Consider the following 16,118-nt stretch of genomic DNA (forward strand, 5'->3'; position numbering starts at 1 on the left):
AAAACAAAAATGGCAGGATTTAAACAACTTTCAGGCTTAGTAGTCCCCTTGGATGCCGCCAATGTGGACACCGATGCCATCATTCCCAAACAATTTTTACAGGCCATTACCCGTGTAGGCTTTGGCAAACATTTATTCCACGAATGGCGTTATTTAGATGTGGAAGGTACACAACCTAATCCGGAATTCGTGCTGAATTTTCCACAATATCAAGGGGCAACAATTTTGCTCGCCCGTAAAAATCTTGGTTGCGGTTCGTCCCGTGAACACGCACCATGGGCACTTGCCGATTACGGTTTTAAAGTGATGATTGCCCCGAGTTTTGCAGATATTTTCTACAACAATAGCTTGAACAATCACATGCTACCGATTCGTTTGAGCGAACAAGAAGTAGAAGAAATTTTCCAATGGGTATGGGCAAATGAAGGCAAACCAATTCATGTAGATTTGGAAGCCATGACGGTTACCACAGGCGACACAGTTTATCACTTTGAATTGGACGAATTCCGCCGTCATTGCTTATTAAACGGCTTAGATAATATCGGCTTAACCCTTCAACACGAAGATAAAATCGCAGAATACGAAAAAAATATTCCGGCATTTTTGCGTTAATTTTTACTCGGAAAGTAAAATCGGCGGGCTTGCTATTCAGGCTCGCCATTTTTTTATCAAAAACCTCTCGAAAATCAACCGCACTTTTCCCCAACAAATATTCCATCGTAGTGTTTGACACGCCCAACCCTTGTCTCTATCATCTCCAACGATATTTTTTAAGAATTAGGAATGACATGATTGCTTACATTTTTTTAGCCTTATTCACAATCGCCGCAGTGATTTTTATCATCAACTCCCATTACCGCTGGGCGTACTTTTTCGCTATTTCGCTCTTTGTGTTTTTCTTCGGCGGTATGCTTGCGCTTTCCGGACAATGGCAACGCGCACTAAATTTTACTTCAGTGCTTTTTGTGATACTGATGTTATTCCATCGCCTAAAAATTCATTATTACAAACAACCTTTGCTTATTTCTGATTTCTTTCTTGTTGTGGATTGGCGAAACTGGGAAACCTTAATGCACTATAAAGGAGCGCTTGGTGGTGTTATTAGCTTACTTGCTTTACTCTGTTTTGCAATTTTCGCTTGGTCTGATGTGGCATCCCTTGGCGCAATCGGGCATATTTTCGGTGCAATTTTATTTACAGTTAGCTTCGGCTTAATGTGGCATTACTCAAAAAATCCAAATGCGCTTCAAGTTTGGCTTGATTCGTTACCGGATGATGGTCGTGATGTGTTCTTGAATCTGCCGATGTCTTGCCGTGGTATTTTCTTTAAAGTACCGCAAGTTAGCGGAAATGGTGAAAATTTTGCCGCCAAAATGACCGCACTTTCAGCTAATCAATCTCACAGCAATACTGAAACCAAACCGGACATTGTGGTTGCATTATTAGAATCCACGCTTAATCCGCACCGGTTTGCTTTCACCAAACAAAACATTCCGCCATTACCTATGTTTGAACGCCAATCAGACACGGTGTTTATGTCGCCACTTCGCGTCCACACCTTTGCCGGAGCAACCTGGAAATCTGAATTTGCTTTCCTTGCCGGTGTACCTTCAACGGATTTCGGCGCCCTTGCCAGCGGTGTGTTTTATTCCGTTGTACCGCATATGCAATCCGGTTTAGTAAAAAATTTACGTGAGCAAGGTTATTTCTGTGTGGCGCTTTCACCCTTTACCAAGGGAAACTACAATGCAAAATCAGCCTATGATCATTTCGGTTTCGATTTAATGTTACAGCCACAAGATCTCGGCTATCCCGCGCCATTTAGCAAAAATTTGTGGACAATCAGTAGCGAAGAAATGATGGATTACACGTGTATGATTTTGGAGAAAAAACATCCGGCACTTGAAAAGGTTACTCAGCCGATGTTTGTTTATGTGCTCACTATGCGTGAACACGGTCCCTATGATCTTGAGATGGAAAATATCTACAACCTTGAAATGCCAAATATTGGGGCAAAAAGCATTTCGTCATTAAACGACTACACGCAACGCATCGTTGCGCTTAATGAAGCCATTGAAAAAATGGATGAATATTTACATCAACGCAACAAGCCCTTTGTTTTTGGCTATTTCGGTGATCATCAAGTGGCATTCGATAACGCTATTCCGGCAAAAAAAGGCGATTTTCCTTTCCCTGATTACATCACTCAATTTGTCGTTAGAAGTAACGTAACAACACCATTCAAACAAGAACAAGATTTCCTCGATCTTGCCTTTGCAGGAGGTCTATTGTTGGATGTTGCCGGATTAGCAGCACAAGATGATTTTATGAAAGCCAATAAAGCGATGCGTCGATTAAGTGAAGGAAAACTGGAAGATAGTCCGAATAACCAGTTCGTCAATGACTATCGCCACTATCTCTATCAAACATTAAAAATTGCGCAATAAATCTTATCGGATAATTGCCCAATATTTCATTATAATAACGGAGAATCTTCAACAACAAAGGAGTCTATATGAATCTCAAAACCCTCTTAGCATTAACATTAACTGCCGTGTGCACATCAGCCTTAGCAAATGCACAACAAGCAACCGATAAATCAATTGAAGTCAAAGTACACCAACTTGATCCGATCAACGGTAATAAACCTGTAGGAACAGTTACGATCACCGAATCTGCTTACGGTTTAGTATTCACACCGAATTTACAAGGTTTACCGGCAGGTTTACACGGTTTCCATCTACATCAAAACCCAAGCTGCGAACCGAAAGAAAAAGACGGCAAACTCACTGCGGGTTTGGCAGCCGGCGGTCACTGGGATCCTAAAGAAACCAAGCAACACGGCTACCCTTGGCAAGATGACGCTCATTTAGGTGATTTACCCGCATTAACCGTATTACCTGACGGTAGTGCAATCGAGCCTATTCTGGCTCCTCGTATTAAACATTTAGATGAAGTTCGCGGTCATTCCGTCATGATTCATACCAACGGTGATAATCACTCTGATAGCCCAGCACCACTTGGCGGTGGCGGCTCCCGTATGGCGTGCGGTGTAATTAAATAATCTGTTAATAAAAATAAAAGCGGGCTAACTAATTTAGCCCGCTTTTTTATAGAGTACACCCTTTAATGAGTTGAAATAAAGGATACAATTTATCCGTATCAATCAGTTTCACTTGATAATACAGGAAATTCTAACCGCACTTTTGCACTATTTAATCTCTTCAGCCTTTTCAACAGTGCCTTTAATAGTCAAACTAATCTCTGTTGAAATGAGATGTTCAAGAACAGAAGCAAGCTCATCTAAAGCGGTAAAATTGCCGTTACCTTGTTCATCGAAATAGTCTTCGTTTTTCAGACTGGCGATAAAGGTAGAAAATACTGCTTTATCAAAAAATTCCGGTGCATTAATACCATGCAATACAGAAAGACGTTGCGCAACCAATTGGCTTTCTTTTTCCAATGTAGCACGAGAAATTTGCGGATCTTTTTGCAAAATTGTCACCGTAATATAATAGCGTTGTAAAATTTCACGGACTCCGGCTGCCCAAAGTTGTAGAATACGCACTTTCGGTCGATTCATTGAAAGTAAGTTTTCACTAGAATAAATGACTTCCTGACGAGTAAATTCAGCAATGATTTTACCAATTTGCACTCTTAATTCGTCTTGGTTGAAATGTAAAAACAATTCCCCTTTTAAGAACGGGTAAATTTTACTCATAGCGTCCAATAATAAATCTTTTTGAATGGTTTCATAATGCAAAATAATGCTGGCCACTAAAGACGGGAGTACAAAAGCGTGCTGAATATTGTTGCGATAGTAAGTCATTAATACTGCTGAGGTTCGTTCAAGGCGAACGATTTCACCAAAATTATCTTTTTCTACCAACACACCGACACGATCAAGGCTCAGCACATGCTCTAACATTGTTTCGGAAGAATCTTTTGGGATCACCATATCTTCCGAATAAGGCGCTTGTTGTAACATTTGTTGATAACTATCAAGTTGTTCAACCAATTGTTCACGGGAAAGCGCGCGTTGACGAGAAGAAAGTAACGCCATTCCAACCAAATTCATCGCATTCACTGCCGCCGCTTTATTAATATTCACCATCACTTGATTGGAAATTTTATCCACTGCATGGTTAAACCATTGCGGTTTTTCCTCATGGTGATTTTCTTTCCAATCGGGAAAATGCTGATTCAAATAATTTGATAATGTAATGGGTTCGCCAAAATTAACAAAACCTTGTCCTAAATTCCGCAATTTTTTAATCACACGTAACACTAAACCAGCGTTTTCTTTCTCTTTTTCCGCTCCACGTAATTCTTTGGCGTAAGTATCGACTTCTAACACGTGTTCATAACCGACATACACCGGCACAACGGAAATAGGTCTGGTTTGATGATGTTGCAGAGCTTGTAATGTCATCGACATCATACCGGTTTTCGGTGCAAGCAAACGACCGGTACGCGAGCGTCCACCTTCAATAAAATATTCCACAGAATAGCCACGATGGAATAATTCCGCTAAATACTCACGGAAAATTGCCGAATAGAGACGATTTCCTTTGAAAGTACGGCGAATAAAAAATGCCCCCCAGCTTCGGAACAGACGCCCAACCGGCCAGAAATTCAGATTAATCCCTGCCGCAATATGAGGCGGAACCAATCCTTGATGATAAAGTACATAGGAAAGCAATAAGTAGTCGATATGGCTACGATGACAAGGCACATAAACAATTTCATGGCCTTCAAGAGCAAGTTTACGAACGCGATCCGCGTTTTGTACATCAATACCGGAATATAATTTATTCCATAACCAACGTAAAAAACGATCCGCCGCACGCAAGCTAGAATGGCTAACATCCGCCGCAATTTCATCTAAAATTTTATACGCTTCTTTCTCGGCTTTTTCACGGCTGATATTTTTACTTTTTGCTTCATCATCAATCGCTGCTTGAATCGTCGCTGATTGCAATAATTTATTAAACATTGCCTCACGGTTTGGCAAGCGCGGACCTGTTGCGGAAATCCGCTGGCGTGCGAAGTGCATTTTGGCAACCCGTGCGAGTTTTTGCGCCATTTTTTCATCAGATCCATGCATATTTGCCATATCACGCAATGAAACCGCTTGAGAAAAACGCACAAAAGTATCGCGCCCAAACCAAATTGCCGCAAACGTTTTTTGTATGCCATTTAGTAAACGCAAATTAGGTAAGCCCGTTTTATCCTCATGCCCCGGAGAACGCCCCCAAAGTACCGAAACCGGCACAATTTGCACATCTAAATCTTCAAAAGTGCGGTGTAATTCCAAGTATTTATTAAAAATTTGAATGGTTTCATCTTTCGCTCCTTTGGATTTAAAAAAGCGACGACCTTCGTCCAGATACACATAGCGGGGCAACGTCATCCCTTGTATTTCATTTTTTTCTGCCGGATCAGGTAAACCGACACTCAGACAATTACGGCGAAAAATAACAAAATCGGTTTGTGAAGTGTAAGGCAGAACATAGACAATAGGTTGCGAAAGATTAAGTTGAAGTTCTTCGGTAGGATTAGCAGGAATAGGATTATTTTTTACCAAGAATGACAGTGGAAATTCTAATAATTTACGATAAGCACTCACGATACTCGACATAATTAGGTTCTCTTTTAGTTATTCAATTATCGTCGCAATGATACCACATAAGCCTGTTTAATCACGCCTTAAAATTTTTCTATGGAATAGAAATAACAGTTGCAATAGCTTGCCCTCTGTATATAATATCAAAAAATCTGTATATAAGGACAGGAGTGGATATGAAACCATTAACCAATAGACAACAGGAAGTGTTGGATTTATTAAAGCGACACTTAGAAACTACCGGTATGCCCCCAACCCGTGCAGAAATTTCTCGTGAACTGGGGTTTAAATCCCCTAATGCGGCTGAAGAACATTTAAAAGCGCTCGCCCGAAAAGGTGCAATTGAAATTGTCGCCGGTGCATCACGCGGTATCCGTATCTTAAGCGATAGTGCTAATGATGAAATGGAAGGTTTACCATTAATTGGTCGGGTTGCAGCAGGCGAACCGATTCTTGCCGAACAACATATTGAAGCAACTTACAGCGTAGATGCCAGTATGTTCAAACCGCAAGCGGATTTTTTATTGAAAGTTTACGGTCAATCAATGAAAGATATCGGTATTTTAGACGGCGATTTACTTGCGGTACATAGCACAAAAGATGTACGAAATGGGCAAGTCGTTGTTGCGCGTATTGAAGATGAAGTCACCGTAAAACGTTTTGAACGCAAAGGATCGATCGTTTACCTTCATGCCGAAAACGAAGAATTCCAGCCTATTGTCGTCAATTTGGCGGAACAACCCAACTTTGAAATTGAAGGCATTGCTGTTGGGATTATCCGTAACAATGCCTGGATGTAAATCCTAACTAATAAAGTGCGGTTAAAATCAACCGCACTTTTATTTTATCTCTTATTTTCATAAGTTTGCCATTCAATTCATTGCTTACTATAATGCCGAAGTATCGTTTTAAAAGAATTGAGGATCGGAAATGCAGTTTTCCAAAATGCATGGTTTAGGCAATGATTTTGTCGTGGTCGATGCCATTACACAAAATGTTTATTTCACCCCCGAAACCATTAAACGTCTTGCGGATCGCCATCGTGGAATTGGTTTTGATCAACTATTAATCGTAGAACCGCCTTACGATCCCGATTTAGATTTTCATTACCGTATTTTTAATGCCGATGGTAGCGAGGTATCACAGTGCGGTAATGGTGCTCGCTGTTTTGCACGCTTTGTCACACTTAAAGGTTTAACCAATAAAAAAGACATATCCGTCAGCACGCAAAAAGGCAAAATGATTTTAACCGTAAAAGACTACGGGCAAATTCGGGTAAATATGGGAGAACCTATTTGGGAGCCGGCAAAGATCCCTTTTATAGCCAATAAATTCGAAAAAAATTATATTTTACGTACAGATATTCAAACGGTTTTATGCGGTGCGGTTTCTATGGGAAATCCCCATTGTGTAGTGCAAGTAGAGGATATTCATACGGCAAATGTCGAACAACTTGGGTCGCTATTAGAAAATCACGAACGTTTCCCAGAAAGGGTTAATGTCGGATTTATGCAAGTAATCAACCGTCAGCATATTAAATTACGTGTTTATGAACGCGGTGCCGGTGAAACCCAAGCCTGCGGTAGCGGAGCCTGTGCAGCAGCAGCAGTAGGAATAATGCAAGGCTTACTTGATAATAAAGTCCAAGTGGATTTACCGGGAGGCAGCCTTACCATTGAATGGCAAGGGGAAAATCATCCGCTTTATATGACAGGAGATGCTACACATATTTATGATGGGAGCATTCAGCTTTGAACCCCAAAAGTGCGGTTAAAATCAACCGCACTTTTTTGTCCGATTATTCTTTATTTTCTAATAGTGAGATCACTTTTTTTAACGCTTCAATCTCATTATCTTTGGCTGTAAGCAATTCCTTTAATTTATCATTTTCAATGGCAAGTTTCTCATTCGTGCCAAAATAATTGCTATAGTTAGAATGGTTATCACCAATAGAACAAATCACAAAGCGTTCATCGTCATCTAATAACTGTGCGACATTAACATTAAACACTTGCTCGATTTGCTTTAATTTCTCAACGCTCACATTCGTTTGTCCCCGTTCGATTTTGGCATAACCGGTTGTGGACATACCTAATTTTTCTGCGACCTCCTCCTGCGTCCACTGATTCATTTCACGCATGATTTTAATTTTTTCTGATGATTCCATAACTTACCTTACTAGTCACTTTTTAACTCTTTCAGCCTTTTAAATAACTCTTAGAGCTACTGGATTAACTTTGGGCTAAATATAACATAGCAAGTGTTTTTTAACTAACCTTTGGAGCAATATAATGAAAATCTCTAAATTAATTATTTTAACGACGATTTGTGCTACTTTAACGGCTTGCGCCAATATGCAACCAATGCCGAAAAAACCGACTGAGAGATGGTTCAAAGACGGCGTGACTGCAAATCAAGCAAAGAACAAATATCATAAATGCGTTTATGATGTGGGAATGAATAAAGTTGAAGTGACGGAGAAAGATACCCTTATAATAAGCTGTATGGCAGCTGATGGCTATCGTTATGGCGTTCCCACAAAAGAGTTGGAGGAATGGGAGCATAAAGTAAATTCATTGCAAAAACAGGGATACATACTTTACTAAACTTATTATTGCTCTTAACGCAATAGGATTAAATTTAGGCTAAAAATAACATAACTATCCCCTAAAACTAATTTTCATTAAGGAAATTACTATGAAAAAACTATGCACAATAATCCTCTCTCTTACATTACTTTCTGCATGTAGCACAACCCTAGAAGGGAGTTCAAAATTAAGAGAACAAAACCTGACATCAATCGAAAATAAAATTATTGCTAATGTTACGACCAAAAATGAAGTAAGAGAATTTATGGGTGAACCCACACAAATTCATCAGCAGTCTAATTTAGATGAAATTTGGTATTATGAATCTTACGAAAAACATAGCAATTATACTCCAGTAGCACTCTTTCCAATCACACTACCATTAAGTATTGTTTTCGGACACAATTTCATGAAACCAAGTGTTGAAAAGAAAAATGAAAAACAGCTAAGGGTAAAAATTGATACAGGTACAAATAAAGTCACCAACGTATCAACCGCAGTAACCAATAAATCTTGGTATTAATCTCTGGCTCTTTGAGCGATAGGAATATTCAACTCTAAAAAAACAAAAGTGCGGTTAAAATTAACCGCACTTTTTCGTTTTATATCTGGCTCAACCTTTCCCGCAAATCCGCCGCGGTTTGGCAAGTTCTAATCTTTTCAAACATCGCATTGGCTTCCTCATATTCCTTATTCAAATAACGCAACCATTGTTTAATCCGTGCGACATGATAAAAGCCCGAGTCGTGAGAATTCTCCATTTCGGCATATTTTTGTAACATTGTTTGAATTTCTGACCACGGCATTTTTGGCACGTTTAATTTTAAGACATGGCTTAAATTGGGTATGTTTAATGCGCCACGTCCTACCATAAGATCATGACAGCCTGTTTTGGCAAGACAATTTTGCCCATCTTGCCAATACCAAATTTCGCCGTTCGCAATGACAGGAATAGATAGGCGTTCGCAAATTTCGCCAATTTTTTCCCAATTAATGCGATCCTCCCGATAGCCATCAGCCTTAGTTCGACCATGAACGGCAATTTCTGTCGCCCCGCCTTGTTCCACCGCATCGGCAATCTCAATGGCTTGAGAAATATCATCCCAACCCAATCGTACTTTTACGCTAACGGGCTGATGATGAGGAACAGCTTTTCGCAAAGCCTGAGTGGCACGATAAATTAGTTCTGGTTGTTTGAGCAATGCGGCGCCGCCATGGCTACCGTTCACGGTTTTGGAGGGGCAACCACAATTTAAATCAATCCCGTGCGAACCGAGTTCAATTGCTCGAACGGCATTTTCGGCTAAATAATCGGGATGTTGGCCGAGTAATTGAACCCGCACAGGTGTGCTTGAAAGCGTTAAGCCCTGATTTTTCAGTTCAGGGCATAAACGATAGAACACTTTATTAGGAAGAAGTTGATCAACTACGCGAACAAATTCCGTCACGCACAAGTCGTAGTCGTTCACCTCAGTAAGAAGTTGGCGTACAAGGGGATCCAGTACGCCTTGCATGGGTGCGAGAATCACACGCACAATTTATTTCCAACCCTTTGCTTTGCAAATCAAGTCGTAAGCCGATTGGATCTGTTGTGCTTTTTCTTTTGCCATTTCCATCATCTCCGGCGGTAAACCTTTTGCTACCAGTTTATCCGGATGATGTTCATTCATTAAACGACGATAGGCCCGTTTTACCGTACTTTGATCATCAGTCTCCGTTACCCCTAATACTTTATAAGCATCGCTTAAAGTCGGCCCTGAAGATTGCTGATACCCACCACCGTTTTGTTGGTATTGGTAATTCCCTTGTTGATAAGCTCCCTGTTGATATTGCTGATAAAACCCACCTTGTGTGAAAGCTCGGGCTGCCATTTCCATGGCTATCATTTGCTCAAATTGCATACGGGAAAGCCCAAGTTCTTCCGCTATCACATAAAGTACCTCTTTTTCACCTTCATGTAATTGAGAATCCGAGAACGCCGCCTGCACTTGTACATGTAAGAACATCCGCAATAAATCTGCCCGTTGCCCACAACCGATACGAAATTCACGAATAACCTGACGAATCGGAAAATCCGCTTCTTTACCACGTCGGAAAGCCTCTTGAGCGAGGCGGCGACCGTTATCATCCAATTTCATCTGAGTCATTAACTGATTAGCAATTTGGATATCTTCTTCCGTCACCCGCCCTTTCGCTTTACTCAAATGCCCCAACACAGCAAAAGTCGTTTGCATAAAAAGTTCTTGGCGTGTGGTTTTACGTTTGAAAAAACTTGAATTCACGGCACCAAGTTCATATAACTTTTTATCGGCAATAGAACCCAAAATAAGACCGGCTATTGCACCAAAAAATCCGCCCATTTTCCAGCCAATAAACACACCTAAAATTTTTCCAATAAAATTCATTCTTTTCCTCTTAAAGTGCGGTTGATTTTTGCCATGTTTCTCTAAAATGGCGACAAAGATTGATTTATCAAGTTTTATACACCGAATTCAGATCGGTAGGCACGCATTGTCGGCAAATGATCGTGATATTGCGGATCTTGTTCAATAAATTGCATTAAATCATCTAAATCAATGATAGATAACACTCGACATTGATAATCGCGTTCAACTTCTTGAATCGCAGAAAGTGTACCTTTGCCACGTTCTTTACGATTTAAAGCAATCAAGACGGCTGCCAATTCAGCATTATTTGCCTGAATAAGTTGCATGGATTCACGAATAGCCGTTCCCGCGGTGATCACGTCATCCACTAATAAAATTTTTCCTTGTAGCGGACTGCCGATTAAATTACCGCCCTCACCGTGATCTTTGGTTTCTTTACGGTTAAAACATACCGGTTTATCAATGTTGTAACGGTTGAATAATGCCACAGACACTGTCGTGCCAATCGGAATCCCTTTATAGGCAGGCCCAAAAATAACGTCAAAATCAACCGCACTTGCTTGAACAGCAGCTGCGTAAAATTCACCTAAACGCGCTAAATCCGCCCCTGTATTAAATAAACCGGCATTAAAAAAATACGGACTTTTACGTCCAGATTTTAATGTGAACTCACCAAATTTTAATACATTACGGCTGAGTGCAAATTCAATAAAATCACGTTTATATTGTTCCATTGTTTATCCTTATAAACCGAGCGCTTCATGTTGCGCAGCAAAAATTTGCCAGCAGCCTTGTTTGGCTAAATCCAATAAAGTGAGTAATTCTTCATGGCTGAACGGCTCACCTTCTGCCGTACCTTGCACTTCAATCATACGGCCATCTTCCATCATCACGACATTCATATCCGTTTCTGCCGCCGAATCCTCTACATACTCTAAATCACAAACGGCTTGCCCTTCAACAATGCCTACTGAAACTGCCGCGACCAGCCCTTTAATCGGGTTCGTTTTTAGCGTGCCATTTTCAATTAAACCATTGATTGCATCACATAATGCAACCGCTGCACCGGTAATCGAAGCGGTGCGAGTGCCGCCATCAGCCTGAATCACATCACAATCTAAGGTAATTGCCCGTTCGCCTAAGGCTTTTAAATCAATCATCGCACGTAAAGAGCGGGCAATTAAACGCTGAATTTCCATTGTACGTCCGCCTTGTTTACCCTTTGCCGCTTCACGTTGCATACGGCTATGCGTAGAGCGTGGCAACATACCGTATTCAGCGGTAACCCAACCTTGGTTTTGACCTTTTAAAAAACGCGGTACGGTCTCTTCCACCGTGGCAGTACAAAGAACTTTCGTATCACCAAACTCGACAAGAACCGAACCCTCGGCATGTTTGGTGTAATGGCGGGTAATTTTAATTGGGCGGGATTGATGATTTTCTCGATTATTCGGGCGCATTGAAAATTCCTTAATATGTTATAAAAAAGCGCACTATTCTAGCACGCTTTTGTTTTTATTATGGATTAGATTGCTCAAAATCACGAATTTTATCAAAAGTTTCCTTTAAATCAGAAGCAAAATTAATTTTTTGTATTTCAGGCATCGTATTTGATTTCACCAACATTCTGAGCGGTTGGAACTGCATATTACATAAGTAAAGCTGCTGATGCGGTAACATATGTTGCACAAATCTCGTAAGCGCATGAATCCCCCCTGCATCCAGTACGGTCACAGCATCACACTGCAATACGATATGCTTGATTTCATGATCGGTATGTACCGTTTTATCATGCAAATCAGAAAATAATTTATCTGCCGCGGCAAAAAATAAAGGGCCGCTAATCCGATAGGCTAAAACGTCATTGAGATCATCCGGTACATTGTGTTCAATGGCTTTTGTCATTTCCGCAATGGTACGAATAAACAAGAGGCTCGCTAACAATACGCCTACACTGATCGCAATAACCATATCAAACAATACGGTCAAAATTAAGCAGGTAAGTAGTACAGTAAGCTCATTTTTGCTAGAACGGCGGGCAAGATTTATGATTTCATGTACGCTTGCCATATTCCATGCCACGATCAAAAGTAACGCCGCCATAGAAGAAAGGGGCAAATAAGAAAGCGCTTTTGCGAAAAACAGCAACGCAAACAGCACAAGCAATGCATGCACTACACTGGCGATAGGTGAAACCGCGCCGGATTTGACGTTCGCAGCAGATCGCGCAATAGCTGCCGTTGCGGTGATTCCGCCGAAAAACGGGGAAACAATATTGCCTAATCCTTGTGCTAACAATTCATTATTAGAATGATGTTTAGTATCCGTCATATTATCAAGCACGACTGCACAGAGTAGCGACTCAATCGCTCCTAACATCGCCATAGAAAATGCCGCCGGCAATAGGGCTTGCAAACTATTAAAATCCCATTGAATCAACTCGCCTTGTGCGTTAGGGATATTCCACGGCAAGGCAAAATCAGGCAATACGCTCGGAATGCCTGAGCCGATTGAGCCGTCTGACAGAGTATATTGGAATGCCGAACCAATAGTCGCAACATGAAACCCCAAATATTGTAAAACGAGCGCCAACATTGTGCCGATAATCACTGCCGGTAAATGTCCCGGTATCGCAAGGCGTAATTTATGCCATTGGGTTAATACCAACAACGTCGCCACTCCTACCAGAGTATCCGCCCAATTAATCGTCGGAAGTGCGGTAAAAATTGCATGAATTTTTTCTAAATAATTCGACGGCATTTGCTCAATGCTCAAACCTAAAAAATCCTTAATTTGCAAAGTGCCGATGGTAATCCCAATCCCACAGGTAAAACCTAAGGTTACCGGCAGCGGAATATATTCAATCAATCGACCAAGACGAAATAACGCCATTAGAATGAGGATCACTCCGGAAAGCACCGTTGCCATTAATAAACCGCTTAACCCAAATTGTTGGGTTACCGGATACAAAATCACTACAAAAGCGGCAGTGGGGCCTGAAATATTAAAGCGAGAGCCACCCGTAATTGCAATCACTGCCCCAGCGATAATTGCTGTATAAAGCCCATGCTGAGGCGGTACGCCACTGGCGATTGCCAGCGCCATAGAAAGTGGAATAGCGATCACGCCTACGGTTAAGCCTGCAATAATATCCCGAAGAAATGATTTTTTTGTGTAACCGGCCCGAAAAGAATCTTTCAAAGCACTGAAAGGTTTTACGGATAAAAACACATTTTTAGAAAACAATGATTTGAGATGCATAAAAAAACAACAAGACATGAATAAAATATCGCTATTTTAGCGAAAATTTAAGAAGATTTTTATATTCTAGCTCAAAAAACTTGACTAAATTTATGCAAGTCTTTATAGTTTGCGCACCTCGACACGGTGAGATGTCCGAGTGGTTGAAGGAGCACGCCTGGAAAGCGTGTATGTGGGAAACTGCATCGGGGGTTCGAATCCCCCTCTCACCGCCATTATTCATTCTGTTTATACACAAAAATCTTTCTCCAAAAATGGGGAAGTATCCCGTACCAACAATCTCTGATTACTGTAAAGTCATATCAATGTCTTTAGGCTTTGTTAAGTATATTAATTGGGGAAAAGAAACCTTTGCTTATACAAAATAAGAAATTTCTTGGAATAAAGACAACAACCAGCTAAGAATAATGAATGAATAAAAAAAGCAAATGGCACGCCCTAAAGGATTCGAACCTTTGACCCACGCCTTAGAAGTTCTCTATATATTTTTCATAAAGATAAAATTTCACATTAAAAACAATGACTTGCAAAGCTAATCATTTTGCATTTTGATAGTGTTCTACATCTATTTACCTCATTTCACTCCTTTTACGTCACATCTACGACACACTCTCCATTGCTTCATATCAAATTACCTTACTCATATTCTTCACAAGAATAGGACAATCAAGATTGACGCGTCAAAGAAAAAGTGCGGTAAACCTACCGCGCTTTTATCAAAAATTTATTTTAACGCTCAGACTCATTCCCGCCATCTTCTATGATGCTGGAATAAACCTCTACGCCGAGGTAATAGAGTTTAAAAGACTCACCTGCAAAGGCAAAACCAAACAACCCTGTTGTTTTCTGTTTATTATTGAGATTTTCAAAAGTAAATATTCCCACTTCAATCGAGATTTTTTTAAATTCCTCAAAATCCATGTTCAGCACGTGATTGTCATCTGAGAGTGGATACCCCATTAGTTCACCAAATTGGTCAAAGCGGTAACTGATATTCAATCTGCGCACAAGCTCCGGACTTGGCAATTCCACTTCGCTGTCTTGATTGTCACGTCTTAAATAGACCCGCTGGGTAAAAGGGTCTAACCAATAGCCATCATTTGGTCTGTCACCATACCAAAAAATACCGTCTCTATACCCTGTCTGAACGAGCTTGATATTAGCCAAGTTCTTTACCTGTCTGTACACAGCATTGTCTGTTGCAACCAATCTGTTTTCTACTTCCATTACCCGTGGGACAGGCTGATTTTTTAATACTTCAATCTCGTTTTCAAGATTAACTATATCTTTTGCCACGTTGTAGGCAAACATTGCATCGACGGGTTGGTTTTTATTTATTCTCGCCATTTCTAAGCTCCTGTTTTGTTTGTTGGTAAATTTTGTTGAGAGATTCGTCATATTCCTTGTGGTTTAAGACGATATATTGGGTTTTAATTAACCGCACTTTGTACGGTTTTTTCTTTGAAAGAACATTAATCATCGTTCACCACCGTAACATCTTGGATTAATGTCAATTCTCCACCGGCAATCGTGCGCACTTTGTGATATTGGTCGATACATTGCAAATCCCATTTGGCAGATTCCCACTTCACGCCCTGCGTTTTATCATGTGAGATTGAGATGTGGATAAGGTGATTTTCTACGGCAATTTCTCCTGTTTGAGTTGATAGTTTGATAACATCGCCCCGTTTGGGTTTGATGTGTAAATCAAGTCGGCAGCCGTCAAAATTGACCGCACTTTCTTGGTCGTCATCTTCCACAACCTCAAATGTAAAACCTTCATCGTCGCCCCGAACCATCTCTAAGTCGATTTGTTCCATTTTCGCTCCAATAAAAAAGCCCTAGTTTGAGGGCTGTGACTAAACGTAAATTTGCTGCGTTTCTTTCAAATGATTGTAGATTCGCGCAAGCATAATTTGTGTTGGCGTTTTGCCGATGTCCTCTTTAGTAAAAGGTGCGTCATTAATCGCTTTTGCCGCTTCGGCATCAATCCATTTATATTCACTGATAATCGGTGTGAAATCTGTGACGACGCCGTCATTATCTGTGCCGGTGCCGATAACGTATTTTGCATTGATTGAACCGTCTTCTTGCGTACTGTAACTAGCAATCGCTGAGTACATTGGGTTTAAGATTTTGTTAAATGTTGTCATAAAAGACTCCTTGTTTTAGATAAAAGAAAACCCCGACAGTTTGTACTATCGAGGCTATATTGAAAAAATCGCCTAAATTTAACCGCACTTTTGTGTGGTCTGT

Annotated in this window: 17 protein-coding genes and 1 tRNA gene; 8 read left to right on the forward strand and 10 right to left on the reverse strand. The window is 40.6% G+C overall.

The genetic code is table 11. From position 1 onward, the window contains the following. The first annotated feature begins 9 nt into the window (after nucleotides 1-9). From leuD to sodC, 3 genes are all read left to right on the forward strand, one after another. The gene (gene leuD, locus PNEUHYL_RS09470; protein ID WP_059367596.1) at nucleotides 10-612 is read left to right on the forward strand and encodes a 3-isopropylmalate dehydratase small subunit; all 603 of its coding nucleotides are present in this window, start codon (nucleotides 10-12) and stop codon (nucleotides 610-612) included. Between the two features lie 176 nt (nucleotides 613-788). Continuing rightward, nucleotides 789-2,447 (forward strand): LTA synthase family protein, encoded by a 1,659-nt coding sequence (locus tag PNEUHYL_RS09475; RefSeq protein WP_059367597.1) that lies wholly within the window; start codon nucleotides 789-791, stop codon nucleotides 2,445-2,447. A 68-nt stretch (nucleotides 2,448-2,515) separates the two neighbouring features. Continuing rightward, nucleotides 2,516-3,064 (forward strand): superoxide dismutase family protein, encoded by a 549-nt coding sequence (gene sodC / locus PNEUHYL_RS09480; RefSeq protein WP_059367599.1) that lies wholly within the window; start codon nucleotides 2,516-2,518, stop codon nucleotides 3,062-3,064. Between the two features lie 147 nt (nucleotides 3,065-3,211). On the opposite strand, the gene plsB is transcribed toward sodC, so the two are convergent. Beyond that, complete coding sequence (gene plsB / locus PNEUHYL_RS09485) at nucleotides 3,212-5,641, reverse strand: glycerol-3-phosphate 1-O-acyltransferase PlsB (protein WP_059367601.1); 2,430 nt, start codon at nucleotides 5,639-5,641, stop codon at nucleotides 3,212-3,214. 161 nt (nucleotides 5,642-5,802) lie between these two features. Here plsB and lexA point away from each other — a divergent pair, with 161 nt between their 5' ends. Next, entirely contained in the window at nucleotides 5,803-6,426 is a 624-nt protein-coding gene (lexA, locus tag PNEUHYL_RS09490) for a transcriptional repressor LexA (RefSeq protein WP_059367603.1), read from the forward strand. Between the two features lie 130 nt (nucleotides 6,427-6,556). Beyond that, a complete protein-coding gene (gene dapF, locus PNEUHYL_RS09495; RefSeq protein ID WP_059367605.1) occupies nucleotides 6,557-7,381 on the forward strand; it encodes a diaminopimelate epimerase in 825 nt (274 codons plus the stop codon). A gap of 43 nt (nucleotides 7,382-7,424) precedes the next feature. Here the strand turns inward: dapF and PNEUHYL_RS09500 are convergent, their stop codons facing one another. After that, on the reverse strand, nucleotides 7,425-7,793 hold the full coding sequence (locus PNEUHYL_RS09500) for a helix-turn-helix domain-containing protein (RefSeq protein WP_059367608.1): 369 nt from the start codon (nucleotides 7,791-7,793) through the stop codon (nucleotides 7,425-7,427). A 124-nt stretch (nucleotides 7,794-7,917) separates the two neighbouring features. Here PNEUHYL_RS09500 and PNEUHYL_RS09505 point away from each other — a divergent pair, with 124 nt between their 5' ends. Together PNEUHYL_RS09505 and PNEUHYL_RS09510 are read left to right on the forward strand one after the other, a co-directional pair. After that, nucleotides 7,918-8,232: a hypothetical protein gene (locus PNEUHYL_RS09505; RefSeq protein ID WP_059367609.1), complete on the forward strand. Its 315-nt coding sequence runs from the start codon at nucleotides 7,918-7,920 to the stop codon at nucleotides 8,230-8,232. Between the two features lie 91 nt (nucleotides 8,233-8,323). Then, the gene (locus tag PNEUHYL_RS09510; RefSeq protein WP_059367615.1) at nucleotides 8,324-8,737 is read left to right on the forward strand and encodes a hypothetical protein; all 414 of its coding nucleotides are present in this window, start codon (nucleotides 8,324-8,326) and stop codon (nucleotides 8,735-8,737) included. Nucleotides 8,738-8,816: 79 nt separating this feature from the next. Here the strand turns inward: PNEUHYL_RS09510 and dusC are convergent, their stop codons facing one another. The 5 genes from dusC to dauA all read right to left on the reverse strand — a co-directional run bounded on the left by dusC (nucleotide 8,817) and on the right by dauA (nucleotide 13,862). Continuing rightward, nucleotides 8,817-9,749, reverse strand: a complete 933-nt coding sequence (dusC, locus tag PNEUHYL_RS09515) for a tRNA dihydrouridine(16) synthase DusC (RefSeq protein ID WP_059367618.1) — start codon at nucleotides 9,747-9,749, stop codon at nucleotides 8,817-8,819. A 3-nt stretch (nucleotides 9,750-9,752) separates the two neighbouring features. After that, nucleotides 9,753-10,619: a co-chaperone DjlA gene (gene djlA / locus PNEUHYL_RS09520; protein WP_059367619.1), complete on the reverse strand. Its 867-nt coding sequence runs from the start codon at nucleotides 10,617-10,619 to the stop codon at nucleotides 9,753-9,755. Nucleotides 10,620-10,693: 74 nt separating this feature from the next. After that, nucleotides 10,694-11,335 (reverse strand): orotate phosphoribosyltransferase, encoded by a 642-nt coding sequence (gene pyrE / locus PNEUHYL_RS09525; protein WP_059367621.1) that lies wholly within the window; start codon nucleotides 11,333-11,335, stop codon nucleotides 10,694-10,696. Nucleotides 11,336-11,344: 9 nt separating this feature from the next. Beyond that, on the reverse strand, nucleotides 11,345-12,061 hold the full coding sequence (gene rph / locus PNEUHYL_RS09530) for a ribonuclease PH (protein ID WP_059367624.1): 717 nt from the start codon (nucleotides 12,059-12,061) through the stop codon (nucleotides 11,345-11,347). Nucleotides 12,062-12,119: 58 nt separating this feature from the next. Continuing rightward, nucleotides 12,120-13,862 (reverse strand): C4-dicarboxylic acid transporter DauA, encoded by a 1,743-nt coding sequence (gene dauA, locus PNEUHYL_RS09535; RefSeq protein ID WP_059368858.1) that lies wholly within the window; start codon nucleotides 13,860-13,862, stop codon nucleotides 12,120-12,122. A gap of 125 nt (nucleotides 13,863-13,987) precedes the next feature. Here dauA and PNEUHYL_RS09540 point away from each other — a divergent pair. Continuing rightward, a tRNA-Ser gene (locus PNEUHYL_RS09540) sits at nucleotides 13,988-14,077 on the forward strand. 514 nt (nucleotides 14,078-14,591) lie between these two features. Here the strand turns inward: PNEUHYL_RS09540 and PNEUHYL_RS09545 are convergent. From PNEUHYL_RS09545 to PNEUHYL_RS09555, 3 genes are all read right to left on the reverse strand, one after another. Further along, the gene (locus PNEUHYL_RS09545; RefSeq protein ID WP_059367626.1) at nucleotides 14,592-15,209 is read right to left on the reverse strand and encodes a hypothetical protein; all 618 of its coding nucleotides are present in this window, start codon (nucleotides 15,207-15,209) and stop codon (nucleotides 14,592-14,594) included. 125 nt (nucleotides 15,210-15,334) lie between these two features. Continuing rightward, nucleotides 15,335-15,682 (reverse strand): hypothetical protein, encoded by a 348-nt coding sequence (locus PNEUHYL_RS09550; protein WP_059367628.1) that lies wholly within the window; start codon nucleotides 15,680-15,682, stop codon nucleotides 15,335-15,337. A gap of 39 nt (nucleotides 15,683-15,721) precedes the next feature. Beyond that, nucleotides 15,722-16,015, reverse strand: coding sequence for a hypothetical protein (locus PNEUHYL_RS09555; RefSeq protein ID WP_059367632.1), 294 nt, complete (start codon nucleotides 16,013-16,015; stop codon nucleotides 15,722-15,724). Between the last annotated feature and the right edge of the window lie 103 nt (nucleotides 16,016-16,118).

Source organism: Rodentibacter caecimuris, from assembly GCF_001019715.1.
GTDB classification, from domain to species: domain Bacteria; phylum Pseudomonadota; class Gammaproteobacteria; order Enterobacterales; family Pasteurellaceae; genus Rodentibacter; species Rodentibacter caecimuris.

Bases quoted from the DNA above. Each gene is read 5' to 3' on its own strand.
- leuD (WP_059367596.1), top strand. From the start codon at position 10: ATGGCAGGATTTAAACAACTTTCAGGCTTAGTAGTCCCCTTGGATGCC.
- PNEUHYL_RS09475 (WP_059367597.1), top strand. From the start codon at position 789: ATGATTGCTTACATTTTTTTAGCCTTATTCACAATCGCCGCAGTGATT.
- sodC (WP_059367599.1), top strand. From the start codon at position 2,516: ATGAATCTCAAAACCCTCTTAGCATTAACATTAACTGCCGTGTGCACA.
- plsB (WP_059367601.1), bottom strand. From the start codon at position 5,641: ATGTCGAGTATCGTGAGTGCTTATCGTAAATTATTAGAATTTCCACTG.
- lexA (WP_059367603.1), top strand. From the start codon at position 5,803: ATGAAACCATTAACCAATAGACAACAGGAAGTGTTGGATTTATTAAAG.
- dapF (WP_059367605.1), top strand. From the start codon at position 6,557: ATGCAGTTTTCCAAAATGCATGGTTTAGGCAATGATTTTGTCGTGGTC.
- PNEUHYL_RS09500 (WP_059367608.1), bottom strand. From the start codon at position 7,793: ATGGAATCATCAGAAAAAATTAAAATCATGCGTGAAATGAATCAGTGG.
- PNEUHYL_RS09505 (WP_059367609.1), top strand. From the start codon at position 7,918: ATGAAAATCTCTAAATTAATTATTTTAACGACGATTTGTGCTACTTTA.
- PNEUHYL_RS09510 (WP_059367615.1), top strand. From the start codon at position 8,324: ATGAAAAAACTATGCACAATAATCCTCTCTCTTACATTACTTTCTGCA.
- djlA (WP_059367619.1), bottom strand. From the start codon at position 10,619: ATGAATTTTATTGGAAAAATTTTAGGTGTGTTTATTGGCTGGAAAATG.
- pyrE (WP_059367621.1), bottom strand. From the start codon at position 11,335: ATGGAACAATATAAACGTGATTTTATTGAATTTGCACTCAGCCGTAAT.
- rph (WP_059367624.1), bottom strand. From the start codon at position 12,061: ATGCGCCCGAATAATCGAGAAAATCATCAATCCCGCCCAATTAAAATT.
- dauA (WP_059368858.1), bottom strand. From the start codon at position 13,862: ATGCATCTCAAATCATTGTTTTCTAAAAATGTGTTTTTATCCGTAAAA.
- PNEUHYL_RS09545 (WP_059367626.1), bottom strand. From the start codon at position 15,209: ATGGCGAGAATAAATAAAAACCAACCCGTCGATGCAATGTTTGCCTAC.
- PNEUHYL_RS09550 (WP_059367628.1), bottom strand. From the start codon at position 15,682: ATGGAACAAATCGACTTAGAGATGGTTCGGGGCGACGATGAAGGTTTT.
- PNEUHYL_RS09555 (WP_059367632.1), bottom strand. From the start codon at position 16,015: ATGACAACATTTAACAAAATCTTAAACCCAATGTACTCAGCGATTGCT.